4 protein-coding genes are annotated in these 2,798 nt (G+C 55.6%); all 4 read left to right on the top strand.

Features of this window, described 5'->3' with window-relative positions:
* Window positions 1-1,073, top strand: a 1,073-nt coding sequence (locus BUB78_RS19885; protein ID WP_073201154.1) for a site-specific integrase, incomplete at its 5' end; no start/stop codon positions are given.
* Window positions 1,074-1,217: 144 nt separating this feature from the next.
* Window positions 1,218-1,448 carry a hypothetical protein gene (locus BUB78_RS21495; RefSeq protein ID WP_342742356.1) on the top strand — a complete coding sequence of 77 codons (231 nt, stop codon included), beginning with the start codon at window positions 1,218-1,220 and terminating at the stop codon, window positions 1,446-1,448.
* 175 nt (window positions 1,449-1,623) lie between these two features.
* The gene (locus BUB78_RS20830; RefSeq protein ID WP_170865131.1) at window positions 1,624-1,764 is read left to right on the top strand and encodes a hypothetical protein; all 141 of its coding nucleotides are present in this window, start codon (window positions 1,624-1,626) and stop codon (window positions 1,762-1,764) included.
* Between the two features lie 18 nt (window positions 1,765-1,782).
* A complete protein-coding gene (locus BUB78_RS20555; RefSeq protein WP_139279419.1) occupies window positions 1,783-2,400 on the top strand; it encodes a PIN domain-containing protein in 618 nt (205 codons plus the stop codon).
* The last annotated feature ends 398 nt before the right edge of the window (window positions 2,401-2,798 follow it).

A 2,798-nucleotide genomic window follows, 5' to 3' on the forward strand; every position in this document is an offset into this window, starting at 1 on the left:
CCCTATGCCATGCCGAACTAGAAGCGCTGGCAAGGGTCGCAGAGCGTGACGAGGGCGACTTCACGGGCCAACCCACCGCGCCGATCATCGTGAACACGCAGCCCCCAGAGAGGGCCCCCGTTCCTGTGAGCCTCAAGCGACTATGGGCCGATTATGTCCAGATGAGAATGCAATCGGGTTCAATGCGCGATGGTGGCAAGAGACAGGGTGTAGTCGTGGAGGGCCTGCGCAAGTTCGTGAAACATGATGACGCCGCGCGGCTAACGAGAATGGATATCATGGCATGGCGCGATCATCTTAGAAATTCTCTTTCCGCGAGAACAATCAGCGACGTGCATCTTTCAACAGTGCGGTCACTTCTGAATTGGGCCGTTGAAAATGAAAAGTTGCCTGAGAATGTTGCGGCGACGGTGAAGCAGCCCAAGTCTAGAAAGGTCTATGGCCGAGAAAGGGGGTATACAGATGCAGAAGCGGTGAATGCCATTAAGGCGTCACGATCCTACCAGCCCAAGGCGGATGAATTCGGATATGTTCGCGAGTCTGAGAAAACGGCGAACCTGAAGCGGTGGGTGCCGATCATCTGCGCGTTTAAAGGCGCGCGAGTTACCGAGATAACCCAACTAAGAAAAGAGGATATTCGCAAAGTTGATGGGCACTGGCTGGCGCGGATCACACCCGACGCCGGGACCGTCAAGGCGGGCGGATATCGCGACGTGCCCTTGCACCCGCAAATCATCAAAGAGGGCTTCGCGCAATTCGTGCAAAACGCAACGCCCGGCCCCCTTTTCCATAACGCAACCGGCCCCGAGAAATACAAGGCAGCGGCGGCGATTGTGTCTAGCAGGCTGGCGGATTGGCTGCGAGTGAGCAAGCTGACACCAGAGGGGCTGCAACCTAACCACTCGTGGCGGCACAGGCTTAAGACGCAGTGTCGTGAGCTTGGTATCTCAGATCGTGTAGTTGATGCGATTCAGGGTCATGCAGGGCGCACCGCTGCTGACAACTACGGCGACGTGACGCTAAAAACCAAGATCGACGCTATAAGTAGACTGCCTGAATATGAGTTAAGTTGAGTTTATGCGTATTGATTGGTCCGAATGGTCCGACTTGTCCGACCGGTCTGACGTTTGAGTTGCGTCCCGCCACACATCCCCAATCACGCCGTCGCTATATCAGAGACAAGCAGCAAATGCTGCGTCACATCTGAGAGGTTAGCGATGAGCAAGAAACCACATGAAGAGACCCGCCTAGCAAAATACATCGAGCGCAGGGTGCTCGAGCTGAAAGCAAGGAAATCCCAGCTTCAGATTGCCGGTGAGGCGGGTTTCCCGAACGCGAACATGGTCACGATGATCAAGAACGGGTCCAGCAAGCTCGCTCTGGACCGGGTGCCGAGCATGGCTCGTTCTCTGGAGTGCGATCAAGCCTACCTGATGGGCCTGGCCTAGGAACAGGCGGTTGGCGACACCGCTGCTCAGGCCATCATTGAGATTTTCGGCACGCCTATAACAGCGAACGAACTTGGCTGGCTTCAGGAGATCCGCAGTGCGTCTGAACATAGTGATCCGCGTATAACCAGCAGGTCACAGGCGGCAATCAGGGCGATCTTCGGGAGGTAGACACATGAACGACACAAACGATCTGACACCGAATGAGCGCGCCTGGCTGCGCTTCCTGCGCGACGTCAGCAACGACACTGACCCCGGCATCACCTTGCGCCGTGTGCAGCTGTTGAGACGGCTCTGTGAGCCTAGGAGGGCGTAATCAGTCTTCGGAGCGGGAATGGCTGCAGACGCGGCCTTTCCCGTAAGGGCCGATGCTAACGTTAAAGACTTGGCTGCGCACATCCATACGTCGGTGTTCGAGGTAAAGAAACCCTCGCAGGCGGGAACACTTCAAGCGCGCAGTGACTGTAAGCACCTCGCTGAATGCATAGCCGGAAACGCGACAGCGTTCGTCACGAGCGATGGCGTGCTGCTAAGAAATCGACGTCAGATCCGTGAAACTTGGGGCCTTGAGGTTGTAGCACTCGAAGATTTCCACGATGCACTTGCATCGACGGAATTGATCGATGATTTCAAACCAGCCAGAGGAAAAGGGTTCCAAGTTTGTACTGTAGGTGCGGAAGTCGCGCGCGGAATGGCAGAAAAGCTACAATCGAAGGGCTTTGATGGTAGCTACTTTGACGGGCACGCTACAAGGCCCTCCGGGCGTTTTTTAGCTGCGCTTGACGACACGAAGACAGCTACAGGACTACTTGCTTCCTGCCCTCCCTCCACGCTCGGAGATGCCCATCGAATTCTTCTGCTTGTAGATCACGAGCGCCCAAACGCGGAACTCGTAGCGGATAGCCCGGGCCGGTACAGATATCGAGCAAGCTTGCTCCCGCCCGCGCTCTAACGGCTCGCAACATAGTTGGAATCGCTTGCGTGGTGATGAGCGCCGTATGGTCCTTGTAGAAAGCGGCCTTTGAACCCCAGCCAATGCGCTCTTTCTCGCGGAAATCCTCAAACATGATCTAATCCAAATCGGTGACAATCGCATTTAGTATAACTTTGATACTGAATTCAGCAAAGTCCCGCAGCAGCCTTTCATCTGTTTTGCAGCATATGGAAGAAAGGGCTCTAAGCCGACTTGTGGCGGTACAGCACGCGATACTGGAGCGTTATGGCACCTGAGCGGTCCCCCAGATGACCGCAGTCAGCGGCGGTTTCAACGGGTCGATGCAACACATGCATTGAAACGCTCGGCGGGTGTTTCGTAGTTGAGCGTTTTTCGGGGTCGTTCGTTGAGCTGCC

Origin of the sequence: Roseovarius marisflavi (assembly GCF_900142625.1) — a bacterium.
GTDB lineage: Bacteria > Pseudomonadota > Alphaproteobacteria > Rhodobacterales > Rhodobacteraceae > Roseovarius > Roseovarius marisflavi.

Coding starts and splice junctions, on each gene's coding strand:
- BUB78_RS20830 (WP_170865131.1), top strand. CDS start 1,624: ATGAACGACACAAACGATCTGACACCGAATGAGCGCGCCTGGCTGCGC.
- BUB78_RS21495 (WP_342742356.1), top strand. CDS start 1,218: ATGAGCAAGAAACCACATGAAGAGACCCGCCTAGCAAAATACATCGAG.
- BUB78_RS20555 (WP_139279419.1), top strand. CDS start 1,783: ATGGCTGCAGACGCGGCCTTTCCCGTAAGGGCCGATGCTAACGTTAAA.